At 64.4% G+C, this 16,431-nt stretch carries 16 protein-coding genes; 7 read left to right on the top strand and 9 right to left on the bottom strand.

The genetic code is table 11. The features are described 5' to 3' along the window. Positions 1-189 precede the first annotated feature (189 nt). From NKI32_RS13710 to NKI32_RS13700, 3 genes are read right to left on the bottom strand one after another with little or no spacing between them, the layout of a single operon-like run. A complete protein-coding gene (locus tag NKI32_RS13710) occupies positions 190-780 on the bottom strand; it encodes a DUF922 domain-containing Zn-dependent protease (RefSeq protein ID WP_502897950.1) in 591 nt (196 codons plus the stop codon). A gap of 51 nt (positions 781-831) precedes the next feature. After that, positions 832-2,109 (bottom strand): D-tagatose-bisphosphate aldolase, class II, non-catalytic subunit, encoded by a 1,278-nt coding sequence (locus NKI32_RS13705; protein WP_353002832.1) that lies wholly within the window; start codon positions 2,107-2,109, stop codon positions 832-834. After that, entirely contained in the window at positions 2,106-3,092 is a 987-nt protein-coding gene (locus NKI32_RS13700) for a tagatose kinase (RefSeq protein WP_353002831.1), read from the bottom strand. The genes NKI32_RS13705 and NKI32_RS13700 overlap by 4 nt, the downstream gene beginning before the upstream one ends. Before the next feature lie 210 nt (positions 3,093-3,302). Here NKI32_RS13700 and NKI32_RS13695 point away from each other — a divergent pair, with 210 nt between their 5' ends. Together NKI32_RS13695 and NKI32_RS13690 are read left to right on the top strand one after the other, a co-directional pair. Beyond that, positions 3,303-3,932 (top strand): glutathione S-transferase family protein, encoded by a 630-nt coding sequence (locus tag NKI32_RS13695; RefSeq protein WP_023754611.1) that lies wholly within the window; start codon positions 3,303-3,305, stop codon positions 3,930-3,932. Positions 3,933-4,079: 147 nt separating this feature from the next. After that, entirely contained in the window at positions 4,080-4,328 is a 249-nt protein-coding gene (locus NKI32_RS13690; RefSeq protein WP_031201948.1) for a hypothetical protein, read from the top strand. 30 nt (positions 4,329-4,358) lie between these two features. Here the strand turns inward: NKI32_RS13690 and NKI32_RS13685 are convergent, their stop codons facing one another. From NKI32_RS13685 to NKI32_RS13660, 6 genes are all read right to left on the bottom strand, one after another. Next, positions 4,359-4,856 carry a GNAT family N-acetyltransferase gene (locus NKI32_RS13685; protein ID WP_353002830.1) on the bottom strand — a complete coding sequence of 166 codons (498 nt, stop codon included), beginning with the start codon at positions 4,854-4,856 and terminating at the stop codon, positions 4,359-4,361. 11 nt (positions 4,857-4,867) lie between these two features. Beyond that, positions 4,868-5,884, bottom strand: coding sequence for an ABC transporter permease (locus tag NKI32_RS13680; RefSeq protein WP_023685887.1), 1,017 nt, complete (start codon positions 5,882-5,884; stop codon positions 4,868-4,870). After that, a complete protein-coding gene (locus NKI32_RS13675) occupies positions 5,881-7,452 on the bottom strand; it encodes a sugar ABC transporter ATP-binding protein (protein WP_353002829.1) in 1,572 nt (523 codons plus the stop codon). The genes NKI32_RS13680 and NKI32_RS13675 overlap by 4 nt, the downstream gene beginning before the upstream one ends. 224 nt (positions 7,453-7,676) lie before the next feature. After that, entirely contained in the window at positions 7,677-8,624 is a 948-nt protein-coding gene (locus tag NKI32_RS13670) for a substrate-binding domain-containing protein (RefSeq protein ID WP_023730393.1), read from the bottom strand. Positions 8,625-9,030: 406 nt separating this feature from the next. Then, positions 9,031-10,038 (bottom strand): aldo/keto reductase, encoded by a 1,008-nt coding sequence (locus NKI32_RS13665; RefSeq protein WP_023827246.1) that lies wholly within the window; start codon positions 10,036-10,038, stop codon positions 9,031-9,033. Further along, positions 10,035-10,391, bottom strand: a complete 357-nt coding sequence (locus NKI32_RS13660; RefSeq protein ID WP_155921580.1) for a hypothetical protein — start codon at positions 10,389-10,391, stop codon at positions 10,035-10,037. Before NKI32_RS13660 ends, NKI32_RS13665 begins: the two co-directional genes overlap by 4 nt. Before the next feature lie 45 nt (positions 10,392-10,436). On the opposite strand from NKI32_RS13660, the gene NKI32_RS13655 reads away from it, so the two are divergent. The 5 genes from NKI32_RS13655 (at position 10,437) to NKI32_RS13635 (ending at position 16,425) form a co-directional block, all read left to right on the top strand. Beyond that, positions 10,437-10,661, top strand: coding sequence for a hypothetical protein (locus tag NKI32_RS13655; RefSeq protein WP_023673483.1), 225 nt, complete (start codon positions 10,437-10,439; stop codon positions 10,659-10,661). Positions 10,662-10,778: 117 nt separating this feature from the next. Next, on the top strand, positions 10,779-13,265 hold the full coding sequence (ligD, locus tag NKI32_RS13650) for a DNA ligase D (RefSeq protein WP_353002828.1): 2,487 nt from the start codon (positions 10,779-10,781) through the stop codon (positions 13,263-13,265). Between the two features lie 273 nt (positions 13,266-13,538). Further along, positions 13,539-14,444 (top strand): non-homologous end joining protein Ku, encoded by a 906-nt coding sequence (gene ku / locus NKI32_RS13645; protein WP_023685883.1) that lies wholly within the window; start codon positions 13,539-13,541, stop codon positions 14,442-14,444. Further along, the gene (locus NKI32_RS13640) at positions 14,441-15,568 is read left to right on the top strand and encodes a tetratricopeptide repeat protein (RefSeq protein ID WP_353002827.1); all 1,128 of its coding nucleotides are present in this window, start codon (positions 14,441-14,443) and stop codon (positions 15,566-15,568) included. The genes ku and NKI32_RS13640 overlap by 4 nt, the downstream gene beginning before the upstream one ends. Before the next feature lie 212 nt (positions 15,569-15,780). Further along, positions 15,781-16,425, top strand: coding sequence for an alpha/beta hydrolase family protein (locus NKI32_RS13635; protein WP_352515046.1), 645 nt, complete (start codon positions 15,781-15,783; stop codon positions 16,423-16,425). Positions 16,426-16,431 lie beyond the last annotated feature (6 nt).

Below are 16,431 nucleotides of genomic sequence, written 5' to 3'. Positions count from 1 at the left end.
TCCTCCCGAATGCTTCTTGCGACGCCCCGAAGGAAACCGCTCCTCTCCCCCCTCGCGACCGTCTCCCATTCCCCCAACAGGTCGCGTGACGATCAGACGGTAGCGCTACCAAGCCTGCCTGTAAAGCGGCCATGCGGCCGGTGCTCTTGTCATTCGGAACACCGGCGCAATGACCGGTTCGCCGGCAAACTACCCCCCATTCACAAAAGCCAGCACCAGCTTCTGCAGGTTTCCGCCGGGGCCGAATTCGACCCGGTCGAAGTCGCGGCTCGCCTGCCGCTGAGCCAGCGAGATCTGGGCGAGTTGCCTCGTCAGCTCGGTTCTGATCTTGCTGCAGGCGGGGTCATCAGTAACGGTCAGGCCGACGCTCACCGCCTCGATCTTGCGCACCATCTCGGCGATGGCTGCGCCATGCACTCTCTCGTGGGCGGCGAGCCCGGCGATGAACACCGTCCAGTTCTTCTGGACGGAAGCCGGCAACGGTTCGGCCGGCTTCGGCAAGGTGTAGGTGATGATCAGTTTCGGGCGCGCCGATTTGAGCACGCAGGCGTCGCCTTGCGGCCTGTAGTCCCTGGTCCAGGTCAGCTTGAAATTGGTGTGCGCAAGGACCCGACCCTTGCCGAGCAAGGGGCCGGCTTCGCCGATCGCGGCATAGAGTTCCGGGCCGGTCCGCCCTGCGATGGCGTAGGTCTCGACCTTTTCGACCGGCTTCCAGTCGGCGCGTGCCGGCGACGCCAGCAGGGAGGCCGCGAACAGGAGAAAGAACATGGCTGGTTTCATGGAAACGTCAGAGACACTGGGCTGAGGCAAAGATCAACCCGGCGCAATGCCTCAGGTCCCACGGCAGGCCGCGTCATAGTCGGCCAGCACCTGATCGACAGCTTCGAGAAGGATAGCCTCGGGATTGCCCGCCGGCCCGAGTTCGGCCGGCAGCGCCGGCAGGAATTGCCGCATCAGCGTTTCGGGAATGGCGACCCCGTCCAGCGCCTTGCGCAGGCGCTCGAGGGCCGCGACAGCGGTGGAGTTGCTCCAATAATAGCGGATGCGGTCGCTGTAGCTGTAATGCCGCTGCACATAGAGCTCTGCTTCGTTGCCGTGATAGTGGCTGTGCCAATGGCCGGGTGCTGCCAGCATCGCGCCTTCCATGGTCCGGGCGAGCGACCGGTCGCCATAATCCGTGATCATTTCGGATGCTATCAGGTCGAGCCCGTAAAGCGCCTCGCGCAAGGCGAAGGTCAGGCCGGGGCCGACCTTGAGGATGGGAAAGCCGTTTGCGACCAGCGCGGTCAAAGCCGCACGGCTCTGGTAGTCGGTCGAATGCGCCTCGTAGACGAGCGACGGCTGCTCATCGAGCAAGCCGGTCAGGCCCTTGGATTTCTCGGGCGCGTAGGCGACGACGTTCTGGCTGCCGAATTCCAGGCCCGGCTGCACCACCACGGCCATGACGCGGCCGAACGCCTCGGTCAGGCCTTCGCGGGCAAAGATCTCCCGGTGAACCTCGATCGTGCGCCGCGCCGCCGCCGCCTCGGTCGGCTTCAACTCGCTGATCGCATGGTCGACGCCGCCGGGGGCGGGAACTTCGGTGCCGATGATGTAGACCGGCAAGGTGCTGCCTGCGGCGTGCGCGCCCGTTTCGGCCGCCTTTGCCAGCCGCGCCGCCCGGGTGGCGATGGTCTCGTCGTCAAGCGCCGCCGGCTCGCCGGCGCAGCCCATCGATGCGTCGAGATGGATCTTGGTGAAGCCGGCCGCGATATAGGCGCCGACCATGGCCTCGGCCTTGTCCATCGCCTGCGCCGCCGGCTCTGCGCGCCACGGGTTCGGTCCCAGATGGTCGCCGCCGAAGATGATGCGCGAGGCTTCCAGCCCCTCGCGGCAGGCGATCTCCAGCACGAAGGCGACGAACAGCGCCGGGGTCATTCCGGTATAGCCGCCGAACTGGTTGACCTGATTGCAGGTTGCCTCAATCAGCAGGTTTTTCTCCCTGTCGGCAACGGCGCGCCTGATCGCCGTCTGGATCACCAGCGGATGCGCGGAGCAGATCGAGGTGATGCCGTAGGGCGAGCCGTTTTTGCGCGCGCTGGCGAGGCCTGCAAGCGGGTTGGCGCTCATGTCCGTCTCGCTGTTCCCTTGATGAATTGGTCAAGCGCATCGAAGCCGGCGGTGCCTTCCATCGGGCCGCGCCGGGCGACGTTGCGGGCGCCGGCGGCATTGGCACAAAGCAGCGCCTTGCCGGGCTCCATCCCCTGGCGGCGGCAGGTCAGGTAGGTGGCGCCGAAACAATCGCCGGCGCCCGTGGGGTCGACTTCCTCGACCTGAAAACCGGCGCAGTCGATCCTGGCGCCGTCGGCGCCGAACCAGGAAGAGCCGTCAGCACCGCGCTTCAGCACGATCTCGCCGACGCCCCTGGCAAACAGCGCCGCCACCGCCTGATGCTCGTCATCGACGCCAGCCGCGGCCAGCAATTCGTCGCCGGACGGCAGCAGCAGGTCGGCATCGTCGATGAGTGCGGAAAACAGTGCGCCGTCGGAGCCGTCGATCAGCTCCTTGCGCACATTCGGGTCGAATGAGGTCGAGCCGCCGCGGGCACGAACCGCCTGCACTGCGTAGCTGACGATCTCCTTCAGCCCTGCCACCGACAGCGTCGATCCCATGATATGCAGATGGCCGGCCCTGTCCGCCAGCAGGCGCGCAGCAGTGGTCAGGTGGATCTGCCCGGCGGCGGATTCGGCGATGTTGTAGACGAAGTCCCTGATACCATCGGGCCGATAGCGCACGAAGGCGCATCCCGTCGGGAAGCGGTCGCTGATATCGACGGCGGAGACGTCGACCCCGTCGCGCTTCAGCCTGTCCAGGTTGAGCGTGCCGAAATCGTCGCGGCCGACGCAGCCGATAATGCCGGCGCCGCCCCCCAGCCGCGCAACCTGGTCGATGAAGATCGCCGGCGCACCACTGGGGAATGGCCCGACGAGCGTTTGCGGCTCGAGGAAGCCGAAACCCAGTTCCGTCGCCATGATCTCGACCAGGATCTCGCCGGCGGCAATCGTTGGCCCCGCGGCCTCGGCGGCGATTTCGCTGCGGCGCGAAAGGCTCATGCTTGCGATTCCTCTCACACGCAAACTGATTGCTTGCCCGCGCAGTTATCCGACGCAAGTGTTTATCGGGTAAATCGCACATACAGCGAAGTCAATAAAACTCTACATGCGTATAGTTTATCTGTTTCTGCGCGTACACATTGCAGGATTCGGGTGGCTGGGATCGTGGCACCGTGCAAATCAGGCGTCGACCGCAGCGAAAGGACAGCCATGCTCACGCTTCATGATTATTTGCCGTCGCAAAACGGTTGGAAGGCGAGGGTCGTGCTCGGCCTGCTCAACATTCCCTATGAAAGCCGCCTGGTGTCGATTTTCGAGGGCGAGAGCCACACCGACGCTTTCCTGAAGCTCAACCCGGCCGGCGCCGTTCCTGTGCTCGAACTCGAGGATGGCCGTGCGATCGCCGAATCGAATGCGATCCTCATTTATCTCGCCGAAGGCACGCCCTTGCTGCCGGCGGATCGCTATGTCAACGCGAAAATTATGCAATGGCTGTTCTTCGAACAGTACCATGTCGAGCCGGTCATCGGCTCCCTGCGCTTCTGGACGCTGGCCGGAAGGCTGGAGCGCAACCAGGCGATGGTTCCGGCCAAGCGCGAAGCCGGCGCCCGCACGCTGGCAGCGCTGGAGCGCAGCCTGAACGACACGCCGTTCCTTGTCGGCGACACGCTCACCATCGCCGACATTGCTGTCTATGCCTACGGCCACCGTGCCGAAGACTGTGGCTTTGCGCTGTCGGCTTATCCGGCGGTCCTCGCCTGGACGGACCGGGTGCGCGACGCCATCGGTCCCGGCTATCCCGTGCATCTCTACAGCATCGATCGGCACTCGGCTGCTTGACGGCAAAAGGCGCGCGTTCACCTTGCTTAGTCGAAAAGAAGACCCAGATTCTGCTTTGTCGGCGGCTTTCGCTCGCAATCCGTTGACTGGATGGCCGGATCCCGGCGTCAACTCGACGACCTGCCGGCACTTAGCATGGAGGTGACCATGACACGCGACGACATCATTTCGGTGTTGGGGCCGGTAGACGAGGCGGTCATAGCCGACATCGCGCTGACCGGCGCCACCCTTCAAGAACTGCGCGAGGCGTTCGCCTGGCTCGGTGCCGACGAGGCGCTGGTCAACGAGGGCCGCCCCTTGCCGGGAACGAAGGTGGCGCGGCTGATCGAACTCCTCGATATGCCGGACGACGAGGACGGTCCACAGGCGGTGGCGGCGCAGGGGTTAGGGCAGTAGGGCCCTGACTACTGCGGTTTCCCATTCACTTCACGCCCTCGACAGCAGCCGGCGCATGATGAGCGAGGCGTGGCCGCCAACGCCGTGCGCGGCCGTGCGGCGCTCGACCACTTCGAAACCGTGCTTGCGATAGAAGGCGATCGCCCGGTCGTTGCCCTCGATCACTTCCAGCGCAATGCTGGGGATGCCGGCATGCGCGACAAGCACCGCGTGCAGCAGGTCGGTGGCGACCCCGCTGCCGAACTCTGTCTTGTCGATGTGCAGCCGGTCGAGCAGGACATCGCCACGATCGTCCATCGCCGCCATCGCGTAGCCGGCGATCGAACCGTCCGGCCGTTCGGCCACGAACGACATCTTGTTGTCGTCCCCAAGTTCCTCTGCCAGCCGCTCGGGCGCATGCTTGTCGTCCGAGAGCCGCGCAGTGGTCTCTGGCCCCATAATTGCCGAATAGGTGCGCCGCCAGGATTCCCCCAACAGCCGCGACACCGCCGCTATATCTTTCTCGGTCATCGCCCTGATCTGAACCATGGCCTAAATCCTCACCGCCTCACCCGCGACTTCAGCCAACGATCGAAGGCCACGGCCAGGATCAGGATCAGGCCAATGACGATGCTTTGTGTGTAGGACGAGACATTATTGAACTGCAGCCCGTTCTGCAGCACGCCGATCAGTGCAGCGCCCACCACCGTGCCGCCGACCGAGCCGATGCCACCGAATAGCGAGGTGCCGCCGATGACGACGGCGGAAATCACCGTAAGTTCGTAACCGATGCCGGCTACGGCTTCGGAGGAGTTGAGCCGTGCTGACAAAACGAAGGCCGCCAGCCCGGCGAAGAAGCCGACGATGACATAGACCGAGATCAGAATGCGGTCGACGCGCAGGCCCGACAGGCGTGCGGCCTCGGCATTGCCGCCGACGGCATAGACGGCGCGGCCGTAGCGCGTATAGCGCAGCACGATGTGGCACAGGATGGCCGCCGCCGCGAAGATGATCGCCGGCACCGGCACCGGTCCGATGAGCCCGGTGCCGAACCAGCGCATCGAGGCGTCGAAACCGGAGATCGGTCCGCCATTGGAGATGGTCAGCGTCAGGCCGCGAAACACGGTGAGCCCACCCAGCGTGACGACGAAGGGCGGCACTTTCAGCCTGGTGATGGCAAAGCCCTGGACGCCGCCGGCCAGCGCCCCGACGATGACGGCGGCAAGCAAGGCGGCGAACCAGCCATATCCTTGCGTGCCCGTGGTCGACAGCGACAGCGTGTTGGCGGTGCCGCCCTTGGCCACCACCGCGGCCACCATACCGCAGAAGGCGAGCAGTGAGCCGACCGACAGGTCGATGCCGGCAGTGAGGATGACGAAGGTCATGCCGAGCGCGATCAGCCCGGTGATCGAGATCTGCCTCAAAATGTTGAACAGGTTGATTGGATCGATGAAGCTCGGCTTCAGCACGGTGAAGATGACGATCAACACCGCCAGGAACATCAGCGGCCCAAAACTCATCAGAAGCCGCGCGATGTTGATGCCGCTGCGCTGGGTCTGTTCGGTGGTGCTGGTCATTGCGTTGCGTCCTGCTTGCGGTCGAGCGCCATCAGTTCCATCAGTTTTTCCTCGGTCGCTTCGATGCCCGGCATTTCGCCGGTGATACGGCCGCGCCGCATCGTAACGATGCGATCCGACACTGCCAGCACCTCCGGCAGTTCCGACGAGATCATCATGATGGCGATGCCGCGCGCAGCCAACTGGACCAGGATCTGGTGCACTTCGGCCTTGGCGCCGACATCGACGCCGCGCGTCGGCTCGTCGACGATCAGTACTTTCGGGTCGCGCGCCAGCCAGCGGGCCAGGATCACCTTTTGCTGATTGCCGCCGGACAGGCCCTCGATCGCCTGCTCGGGCGAGGCCATGCGGATCGACAGTGCCTTGCGATAGCCGGCCAGCGCCTCGCGCTCGCGCCGTTCGGCCATGAAGCCGGCCCCATTGCTGTAGCGGCCGAGCGAGGCGATGGAGAAATTGTTGAGAATGCCAAGTGCTGCAAAAATCGCCTGGTGCTTGCGGTCTTCCGGCACCAGGCCGATGCCGAGTTTGATGGCGTCGGCGGGCGAAGCCGGGGCGATCGGCTTGCCGTCGAGCGCAATCGTGCCGGCCGCGATGCGGTCGGCGCCGAAAATGGCGCGGGCAAGCTCGGTGCGGCCGGAACCGACGAGCCCGGCAACGCCGAGGATTTCGCCGGCCTTCAGATCGAGGTTGACGCCTTCGAGCACGATGGCGTGCGGCGCCAATGGGTCGCGTACCGTCCGCAGCCCGCGCACCGAGAGCCTGACCTCGCCGGCGACATCGCGCTGCGTCGGCCGCGCGTAGAGCTCGGAGGCGGCGCGGCCGACCATCTTCTCGATGATTTTTGGAATCTGGATCGGCTGGCCGTCACGGTCGAGATGGCCGGCCAGCCTGCCGTCGCGCAACACCGTCATCCGGTCGCAGATCGCCGACGCTTCTTCCAGCCGATGGGTGACGAACATGATCGCCACGCCGTCCTTGCGCAGCCTGTCCATGATCGACATAAGCTTCTGCACCTCAGTCTCGGTCAGCGCCGAGGTCGGCTCGTCCATGATGATCAGGCGGCTTTCCAGCGACAGAGCGCGGGCGATTTCGACCAGCTGCTGTTCGGCGACCGAGAGCGACGACACCGGCGTCGCCGGATCGATGTCGAGGCCGACGCGGGCGATGATCGCGCGCGACGCGTCCTCCATCCTGCGCCAGCTGACCAGCCCGAGCGGACCGAGCGGCGCGCGGCCGATGAAAATGTTTTCCGCAACCGTCAGCGTCGGGATCAGGCTCAGTTCCTGATAGATGGTGACGATCCCATGCCGCTTGGCATCCTGCGGACCGGACGGCGCGTAGTCGGCGCCGTCGAAGACGATGCGGCCGCTCGACGGCGGCATCACGCCGGACAGGATTTTCAACAGCGTCGACTTGCCGGCGCCGTTCTCGCCGAGCAGGCCAAGGATCTCACTGGGCCGCACCTCGAGCGAAACGTCGCTGAGCGCGGTGACGCCGGAAAAATGCTTGGTCACGCCTTCGACGGAAAGGAGCGGGGGCGATGATGCGGCGGGTTCAACGGCGGACAATAGCTATTCCCTCGATGCAATTCCTCAACGTTTGCGCTTGAACACCCCCTCTGTCCTGCCGGACATCTCCCCCTCAAGGGGGGAGATTGGCAGTGTCACCGTCGGCGCATTTTCCTGCAACGCTGGAGGTTGGCGAAAGCGGTCGAGTGCTTAATCTCCCTCCTTGAGGGGGAGATGGCCGGCAGGCCAGAGGGGGGTGCTGTCCCGCCGGCTTCGCCAATCAGCTACTTCGTCTCGTTCAACCTCTCCGCCTTGTCGAGATTGTCCTTGCCGATGACGATCGGCGTCAACAGCACCAGCTTCTCCTTCGGCTCGGTCTTGTCCCTGGCGAAGGCGACCGCGATCTGCACCGCCGTGCGCGACTGTTCGCCGGGGAACTGTTCGACCGTGCCGGCGAGCTTGCCGTCGCGCACAGCGACCAGCGCTTCCGGCAGTGCGTCGAAGCCGTAGATCTTGACGTCGGTGAAGTTGCGGGCGGCACAGGCTTCGAGCGCGCCGAGCGCCATGTCGTCATTGGCGCAGATGATGGCGTCCGGCTTGCCGTTGGCGGCAAGCCCGGCCTCGGTCACCGACAGCGCTTCGGCGCGGGCGAAATTAGCGGTCTGCTCGAAGATGATCTGGTACTTGTCCTTGAGCGGATCGAGCACATTGTGGACGCCTTTGTTGCGGTCGATCGCGGGTCCGGCACCCGGTTGGCCCTGCAAATGGAACAGCTTGGCGCCGTTGGGGAACGCCGCCACCATGGCCTGCGCCTCGGCCTCGCCGCCCTTGACATTGTCGGCGCCGACATGGGCCAGAATGCCCTCGACGCCGTCGACGCGGCGGTCGATGGTGACCACGGGAACCCCGGCCTTGACCGCTTCCTCGATCGCCGGCGCCAGCGCGTTGACGTCAAGCGGCGAAATCACGATGGCGTTGACCTTCTGCACAAGTGCGGCCTCGATGTCGGCGGTTTGCTTCGGCGCCGAGTTCTGGCCGTCGCTCTCGGTCAGGTTGACGCCTTGCGCCTGCGCCTCCGCCTTTATCTCGTTCAGCATGTGCACAAAGAACGGAAAGCCGAGATTGGGCACCGAGCCCAATATGGTCAGTTTGTCGGCGGCAAAGGCCATGGGCGCGGCCAGCGCCATGGCGCCGGTCGCCACCGTCGACAACAGGAATTCGCGTCTGTTCATCAGATATCCTCCACATGAACGCAGGAGCCCGAAACCGGGAGCGGCTCGGGACGGTCCTTGCGTCAATTCAAAAATGGAGTGTCCTGTGAACGCCCCGAGGGGACGCGAGGCGCTCCAGCCGGTCCGCCGCAACGTTCTCCTCCGCACGGCGCCGACCCGAGGATGCTAGCCAAGGAAAATCGATTACGCAAGGTGAGGCGAGGGGCTGAAACTGCTAATCTCCCCCCTTGTGGGGGAGATGTCCGGCAGGACAGAGGGGGGCGCTGTCCCGCCGACATTGGCCAATTTCACTTACATCTTTGAGCTAACCTCTACGCAGAATACTTGATGCGGGCGATCCTTCGCGCCCCCTCTGCCTTGCCAGGCATCTCCCCCACGAGGGGGGAGATTGGCAGCTTAGACGCCTCTACCTGTCGATCGTCGTCATCACCCGCTCATTGTAGCGCGGCCCTGAGACCTTGCCCGGCGCAAGGGCTGCATCGAGCGCCGCTATCTCGGCCGCGTCGAGCGTGATCGCGGCCGCAGCAACATTTTCTTCGAGATACTTGCGCCGCTTTGTCCCCGGGATCGGCACGATGTCAATGCCGAAACCGTCGCCCTTGCCGAGCACCCAGGCCAGCGCGATCTGTGCGGGCTTTGCCCCTTTGGCCGCGGCCACCTCCTGCACCGCAGCCGCAGCCGCGATATTAGCGTCGTAGTTGGCGCCCTGGTAGCGGGGGTCGCCGCGGCGGAAATCGCCTTCCGGATAATCCTCGGCGCGCTTGACGTCGCCGGCGAGGAAACCGCGGCCGAGCGGCGCGAACGGCACCAGGCCGATGCCGAGCTTTTTGAGCAGCGGGATGATCTCCGGCTCCAGATTGCGCTCCCAAAGCGAATACTCGCTCTGCAGCGCCGAGACAGGGTGCACGGCATGCGCACGGCCGATATTCGCCGCGCCCGCTTCCGACAGGCCGAAGAAGCGCACCTTGCCATCGGCAACCAGCCGGCCGACCGTGCCGGCGACGTCTTCCATCGGCACCGCCGGATCGACGCGATGCTGGTAGTAAAGGTCGATATGGTCGGTGCCGAGCCGCTTCAGCGAGCCCTCCAGCGCCTCGCGGATATGGTCGGGCCGGCTGTCACGCTCCGTGCCGACCTGTCTGCCGTTTTCGATGCGGAAGCCGAATTTGGTGGCAAGGGTCACCTCATCGCGCCGGCCCTTCAGCGCCCGCCCGAGCAGTTCTTCATTGGCATAGGCGCCGTAGACTTCCGCCGTGTCGAGGAAGGTACAGCCGAGTTCGATGGCTCGGTGCAGGGTGGCGATCGATTCCGCCTCGTCGGCAGGGCCGTAGGACTGGCTCATGCCCATGCAGCCGAGGCCGATCACCGAGACCTGCAGCCCCTGGCTGCCGAGTTTGCGGGTGCTGAGGGTCATTGCCGTTCTCCTTGGGGCTGAGGAAAACTATAGCGGCCGCTCCTCCAGTTTCCATAGCTGTTCGGCGGAAGAACAGCGCTTCCCTTGACAAAACCCAGCCGCAAGCGCCTTTGCCGGCGGCCATTGGGGGCCATGGGATACCAATGAAGAAGATCTACGAGAAGCCGACGCTGAACCGGCGTCAGCAGCTCTCGCGCGTCACCGCGCTCATAATTCCTTCGGACCACTAACCGAATATTGTCGTCGCCATTGCAAAGTCCGCTGCCGAGGCGCAGCGGTTTTTTGCTGCCGTCGGATCGTAGCGCTGCCAGAAGCAGGCGGTCAAAATTGACAGAGCGGCCGATCTCCAGCATCCTTATGCCGCCGCCATGTCTTGCGGTCTTGTGTATGAGTGAGCCATGGCCAGTTCCGTCACCAGCCAGAATTCCAAGCGCGCCGCGGTGCGCAAGGCGCTCGACCGCCACAAGGTCTACGTCACCGCGCAAAGCTTTTCCGGCGGCGTCTACTCGGCCCGCGTGCTGGTCGACGGCGAGGCCTACTGGGTCGACGAGTTCCGGCTGAGCCAGCTCCAGCAAGGGCTGTCCCCGGCCGAGCTAGACCTGACGCCCGCCTCAGACGATTGAGCGTGATCTCCACATTCTTCGCACCGCGCTGGGAAATTTGAAATGTTGGCGGGACAGCACTGTGCAGGAACGCGGCGCCGGAAAGGTTCGTCCGCCGCCGCCGCTCCCGCCTGACCCATGCCAACCCCGCCAACACTCAAGGCCTATCGCGCCAAGCGCGAATTTACGAAGACGCCGGAACCGGCGGGCGGGCTCATTTCAGGCGACGGCAACCGCTTCGTCGTCCATAAACATCACGCCACCGCCGACCATTACGATTTGCGCCTGCAGGTCGGTGGCGTGCTGAAAAGCTGGGCGGTGCCGCGCGGGCCCTCGCTCAACCCGGCCGACAAGCGCCTTGCCGTCGAGACCGAGGACCATCCGCTCGAATATATCGACTTCGAGGGCGTCATTCCGCAAGGCGAATATGGCGGCGGGCCGATGATCGTCTGGGACACCGGCACCTGGGCGCCGATGGACGATGTCGACAAGAGCCTGCGCACCGGCGCCTTCAAGTTCCGGCTGGCCGGCGAAAAGCTCAATGGCGGCTGGATGCTGACCCGGCTGAAACCGAAACCGGGCGAGGACGAGAACAAGAAGAACTGGCTCTTGTTCAAGGAGCGCGACCTCGCTTCCGACACCAAGCTCGATATCCTCGAAGCGCAACCGGAAAGCGTGAAGTCCGGTAGGCGCATCGAGGAGTTGGTGGCGCCGCCGAAGAGGCCGGCGCGCCTGCCGCCCAAACCCGGCGCGCTGAAACCCGGCGCGCTGCCCGGCGCTGTCAGGGGCGATCCGCCGTCACGCATCGAGCCGCAGCTCGCCACGCAGGTGCCGAAACCGCCGGGCGGGCCGGTGGAAGACACAGGTGAACTCTGGCTGCATGAAATAAAATTCGACGGCTATCGTACCATGGCGCATGTCGGAGATGGCGAGGTCAGGCTGATCACCCGCGGCGGCATCGACTGGACGAGGCGCTACGGCGACCTGCCGCAGGCATTCGCCCGGCTGCCCCTCAGCCAGGCGATCATCGACGGCGAAATCATGGTACTGGACGAGAAGGGCATCTCGCGTTTCGCGCTGCTGCAGGATGCGCTGTCGGCGGGTGCGGGCAGCAAGCTCCATTTCTATGCCTTCGACCTGCTGCATCTCGACGGCTGGGACCTCCGCAAGGCGCCGCTCGCAAGACGCAAGGCCTTGCTCGCCGAACTGCTAGCCGGGCAGGGCGCCAACTCCGCCATCCAGCTGAGCGACCATGTCGAAGGCGACGGGCAGGGGCTTTACGATCAGGCCTCGATCCTTGGGCTGGAAGGCGTCGTTTCCAAGCGCGCCAACGCCATCTACCAGAGCGGCCGCACCAAGACCTGGACCAAGGTCAAGGCGCTGGAGACCGGCGATTTCATCATCGCCGGCTACACCGTTTCCGGCGCGGCCGAAGGACTGGCGGCACTCGGCATGGCTGAATTCGCGGATGGCGAACTGCACTATCGCGGCAAGGTTGGCACCGGCTTCGATGCCGCTACGGCGGGCGACTTGCTGGCCCGGCTGCAGCCGCTGCGCGACGGCGCGACAGCCCCCGAGGGTGTGCCGCGCGAGATCATGCGCGAGATGAAATGGGTGCGGCCGATGCTGTCGGCCCGCATCCACTACGCCAACCGAACGGCGGACAATTCGCTGCGCCACGGTGTGTTTCGGGGCCTCAGGGATGTCGGCCTGTCGACGCCGGTGTCGCCGAAGCGCAAGCGGCTGATCGCCGAAGCCGATCTCGCCACCATCTGGGTGACCAATCCGGAGCGGCGGCTGTTCGGCAAGACCGGGCCGACCAAACTCGACATCGCCGTCTATTACGCGCTGGTCGGCGATTTCATGCTGCCGCACATTATGGGCCGCCCGGTGTCGCTGGTGCGCTGCCCGACGGGCCTGCCGAAGGACTGTTTCTTCCAGCGCCACGCCTTCACCGGCATGCCGCCGTCGGTGGTCACTTTTGACGCCACCAACTCCGAAGGTGAAACCAAATCCTATCTGTCGGTCGAGGGAGCAAAAGGCTATCTGGCGCTGGCGCAGTTCGGCGTCGTCGAGTTCCACACCTGGGGCACGCATCGCTTGAGCCTCGACAAGCCCGACCAGATCGTTTTCGATCTCGATCCGGGTGAGGGCATCGCCTGGCGCGAGGTGGTCGAGGCCGCCGTCCACATCAAGGGCGAATTGGAGCGGTTCGGCCTGGTGCCGTTCGCCAAGACATCCGGCGGCAGCGGCATCCACATAACCGTGCCGGTGACGCAAAAGCAGAACTGGAAGAAGCTGCACCAGGCGACCAGCGCCATCTCCACGCACCTGGCGGCCACCGCGCCCGACACTTTCACCACCACAATGGGCAAGGAAAACCGCAAGCGCCGCATCTTCATCGACTATCACCGCAACGCGCGCGGCCACACCTCCGCGGCGCCTTATTCGCTGCGCGCCCGCACCAACCTGCCGGCGTCGACGCCGGTGAGCTGGAGCGACCTTGAGACGATCGATGCGCCGCAGGATCTGAACTATTCCTCGCTGCCGGGGTTGTTGGCGACCTCGGGCGACCCCTGGGCGGACATGGAGGATTTCGCGAGGGATTTGCCGGCCTTCAAATAAGGTTTTTCTCCCCATTTCATGGGGGCGAGGAACCCAAGTCCATCGACGCTTCGGACAATTTGAATTATTCTCGGCCTTGGACCTTCAGGGCGACTGGAAGATTTCGCTAGGGATTTGCCTGTATCGTGCCCGGTCGGTGTAGGATTTCCGCAGTACCATTCGTCCTTTGGACGAAGCGCTGCAGTAAGCATGATCCCGAAACGTGGGAACCGGTTTTCGGATAAGATCATGCTCAGTCTGAAATGTCAGTGCGTGGCCGCGTAGGAGAGTATCATGGCGCCCAGGGCAAGTTGGAAAGGTTACCTCAAGCTCAGCCTCGTCAGCTGTCCGGTCCGGCTCTATCCGGCAACGACGACCAGCGAGCGCATATCGTTCAACCAATTGCACAAGAAGACCCACAACCGCATCAACATGAAGCCGGTCGACCCTGAACTCGGCCTCGTCGAGCGCGCGGACTTGGTCAAGGGTTACGAATACGAGGACAAGCAGTACATCATCATCGATGAGGCCGACCTCGAAGCAGTGCGCATCGAATCCAATCACACGATGAACATCGAGGCCTTCGTCGACGAAGACGAGGTCGACGTCATTTATCAGGATGCGCCGTACTACATGGCGCCGGATGGCGCCATGGCGGAGGAAACCTTCGCCGTGCTGCGCGAGGCAATGCGCAAATCCGGCAAGCTGGCCATTGCCCGCCTTGTCCTGTCCAGCCGCGAGCGCGTGGTGACGATCGGCGCGCGCGAGAACGGCATGTTCGTGTGTACGTTGAGGAACCCGAACGAAGTGCGCGGCACGGCTGAATATTTCGGCAACATCCCGGCTGGCAAGCCGGATCCCGAAATGCTGCAATTGGCCGAAGCGCTGATCAAGCAGAAGGAAACCACCTTCGATCCGAAGAATTATGAGGACCGCTACGAGATCGCGCTGATGACGATGATCCGCGAGAAACTGAAGGGCCATAAGCCGATCATTGCGGCGGCGCCCGAGCGTGGCAATGTCATCAACCTCATGGACGCGTTGAAGGCGAGCCTGTCGCAATCAGCCAAGCCGCCGGCCAAGTCGAAGAGCAAGGCCGACGACGCTGAAAAACCTGCCGCCAAGGGTAAGGCGGGTGCGGCCAAGGAAAACCCGTTGAAGGCCAATCTGCTCAAGGCCGTCGGCAAGAGCAAGGGGTGACGGCGCCGACCGGTATAATCCCGGGCGCCGTCTTCGGCGCCATCGGCGCGCTGGCGGCATTTCCGCTGCGGCTCGCGGCCCGTGAGGTGGAGCGTCAGCACGGCCAGTTGCGGCGCGGCGTCACCAGGCGCACCAGCCATGTTGTGTTCGGCCGAACGCTGATCGCCAAGGCCGGCACGGCGAAGGGCGGCGATGCCGAGATCGAGCGCCGGGTTGCAGCCGAGGGCTCCGCTGGCCGAACACTCCTTAGCGAAAATGGCTTCCTGCGCCTGCTTGGTCTGATGAAGGCGCCGGAGGCGTCTTCGCTGTCCAGGCAGTCTCTCGTCGACCAGTCCAGACTGTCCGGTGCCGACCTCGACCTGCTCAGCCTGTTTGACGCCTTCGAGCACGATTGTGAACCCTACTCGTTCCGCGATCTGATCCTTGCCCGCAAATATGCCGGGCTGGTCGCCGGCGGTGCATCCTGGGGCGCGATCGCGCGCTCCGTGCATCGCTCCGGTCCGGTCGCTTCGCTCACCGCCAAATCGCTCAATGTCGGCTCGCAGCATGGCCGGCCCGATCAGATCTATCTCGAGGATGGCCAGAGCGAACTCGACGGCCAGCTGCTGTTCGATCTCGGCAGCGCAAGCGCAGCCGGCGACGACACGCTGGAAGAATTGTTCGCCGAGGCTGAAAGCGCGGAAGAGGAGGGCCGGCACGACGATGCCGCGGCGCTCTACCAACGCTGCCTCAGCATCGATCCGAGCGACAACATCGCCGCGTTCAACCGCGCCAATTGCTTGCGTGGCGCCGGTCGCGTGGCCGACGCGGCGCATGACTATGCAAGAGCGATCAAGCTCGATCCGGCGTTCGCCGAGGCCTGGTTCAACCTCGCCGGGCTGATGAGCGACGAAGGCAAGATCGCCTCGGCGCGCCGGCATCTGGTCAAGGCCATCGCGCTCGACAAGAGCTACGCCGATCCGGTGTTCAACCTTGCCCGGCTGGAGTTCGACGCCGGCAATCTGACCGAAGCCCGCCGCCACTGGGTGCGCTATCTCGAACTCGATGCTGACAGCGAATGGGCGCGCACTGCGCAAAAGGGGATACAGTTCGTCGATTTGCAGATGACGCGGACGGCGGGGTAGGGCGCAATGGCAGCGCTTGAGCACCCCCCTCTGGCCTGCCGGCCATCTCCCCCTCAAGGGGGGAGATTGGATGTCGCCATCGCTTTCGCCAATCACTATCGTCGCGAGGTCCGTGAGGCGCTGAAACTGCCAATCTCCCCCCTTGAGGGGGAGATGTCCGGCAGGACAGAGGGGGGCGCGAAGGAACTCGGCCTTTACCGGCAGCGCACCCCATGACCACCTTCCTCTTCGACGGCAATTACACCGCCCCCGTCACGATCCTGCTTGCCCACGGCGCCGGCGCATCGATGGACTCCCCCTCGATGACCGCCACCGCCAAGGCGCTCGCCACCGCCGGCTTCCAGGTCGCGCGCTTCGAATTCCACTATATGGCGGCGCGACGCTATGGCCAGCGCAAGCCGCCGCCGCGCGCCGAGACGGTCAACCCGGAATACATAAAGGCCATCGCCGATCTGAGGGCGAGGGGCGTCGCTGGTCCGCTCATCATCGGCGGCAAGTCGATGGGCGGGCGCGTCGCCTCGATGGTCGCCGACGAGATGTTCGCCAAGGGCGAGATTTCGGGCCTCATCTGCCTCGGCTATCCCTTTCATCCGCCGGCCAAGCCCGAGCAACTCAGGACAAAACATCTCGCCGACCTCAAGACGCCGACGCTGATCTTCCAGGGCACCCGCGACGAGTTCGGCACGAAAGAAGAGGTCGCGACCTACGGCCTTTCCAAAGCCATCGAGGTGATCTGGCTGGAGGATGGCGACCACGACCTGAAGCCGCGCAAGAGCGTGTCGGGGTTTTCGACCGCCGATCATTTGAAGACGCTGGCCGGGACGGTGAAGGCGTGGACAGGGCGGATCGTTTCCTGATCGCCA

Origin of the sequence: Mesorhizobium sp. M0761 (assembly GCF_040320205.1) — a bacterium.
GTDB lineage: Bacteria > Pseudomonadota > Alphaproteobacteria > Rhizobiales > Rhizobiaceae > Mesorhizobium.
Note: the sequence above shows the minus strand (reverse complement) of the source record. Positions and strands in the feature narration are given on the sequence as shown.